The organism is Spirosoma aerophilum (assembly GCF_054782495.1).
This window is the reverse complement of record NZ_BAAGSJ010000044.1, coordinates 1-1,555: the sequence shown is the minus strand read 5'-3', so window position 1 is coordinate 1,555 and position 1,555 is coordinate 1. Positions and strand designations below refer to the sequence as shown.

Below are 1,555 nucleotides of genomic sequence, written 5' to 3'. Positions count from 1 at the left end.
CGGTAACGACGATTGCCCGTAGTATTGAAGTAAACCTGAAAACGATGACGGATTATCCGGCGGCCCCGGCCTCTCCGCAAACTGAGTCCTACTACGTGTTGTAACGTCCGTGTGGACAACAGACTTATCTTGTGTGCGGCTGATTGCCTTGAACATATAGTAAAAAAGTAACCGTCTCATTAAACGCTCCCAAGTGAGACGAGGAGGCAGGCATCACGACTTTATCGACTGATTTTAGCCAGATGGGCAAAACAATGGCCACCCTGATTGAACAGCGGGCAATCCATACAAGTGAAAATTCCCTGTAACTAACCATCAGGTAGTCTGTATGAAATAGCGAGGGAGTTACGTCCAAGGCATAGGCTACAACTAACCTTTGACGGATTAAAAGGTGTGATTAATTTTCTAAACATAATCGCTTAAGCGCTGTCAATTAAACGACTGCCGGAATTCCAGTGGAGACAGATTCGTTTTTAATTTAAATAATTTGCTAAATGACTGCGGGTGTTCGAAGCCCAACTGATACGCGACTTCGCCTACGGTCAGGTTGCTGATGGTCAGCACTTCCTTGGCTTTCTCGATGAGTTTATAGTGAATATATTGCTGCGTATTCTGTCCGGTGAGCGAGCGCAACAGGTCACTTAAATAGCGGGGAGAAACCTGTAATTCGTCCGAAAGAAACTGAACGGTTGGCAACCCTCTCAGCAAGGCGGTCTCCTTGGTAAAATAGCTCTGCAGCAACCTATCTACCTTTTCCAGCAACGCATTATTGATCGGTTTACGGGTTCTAAACTGGCGTTGGTAAAATCGCTGACTGTAGTTTACCAGGAGCTCTAGTTGCGCAATCAATACATCCTGACTCAGCTCGTCGATAGCTGTTTCCAGCTCGTCACCGATGTTCTTCGACATAGCGGAAATAATCTTTTTTTCTTTCTCCGAGAGGTGTAGTGATTCCGTGACTGAGTACGAGAAAAAACCGTAGTTCTTGATCTTAGTCGCCAACGGGTAGTTCCGTAAAAAATCGGGATGGACTAACAAGGTGAAACCTGAACTGGACGCTGCTGTTTGCAAACCGGTTAAGGGTTGACCGGGTGAGGTAAAAAACATACCGCCTTCATCAAAATCGTAGGTAGTTTGCCCGTATCGCATTTTGCAACCCGCCGATTCGTTGTAGGTAATGTTGTAAAAGTCCATAACGAAGGGAGATGCCAGCATTTCCGGGGTAATTTGCACCTGGCTGTAGTCCAGCAGGCTGATCAGCGGATGCAGGGGCTTTGGTAAGCCAAAAGCCCGTTGCATATCGCTGATAGAGTGGAAGATGCGCGGTTTTTGTTTTGGGTCTGCTTTCATCGTTCTATGCGGTTGATGCCGGTACACGCTCTTAACGCAATGTACCGGCCTGCAATTCCTGACATGATGCTTAGGCTTGGGCGAGCATTTGCTTTAACCCTTCTCTAAACACCTCATCGCCTACGGCAAGACGCTGGGCATACAGGGCTTTTGCGTCTTCGCCACATACATAGCGTAAGGTGGTTGTGCCATCCGTAGCCGCTCC

Annotated in this window: 1 protein-coding gene; it reads right to left on the bottom strand. The window is 47.5% G+C overall.

From position 1 onward, the window contains the following. Positions 1-429 precede the first annotated feature (429 nt). Complete coding sequence (locus tag ACYVK4_RS32400) at positions 430-1,350, bottom strand: helix-turn-helix domain-containing protein (RefSeq protein WP_461131729.1); 921 nt, start codon at positions 1,348-1,350, stop codon at positions 430-432. Positions 1,351-1,555: the final 205 nt, after the last annotated feature.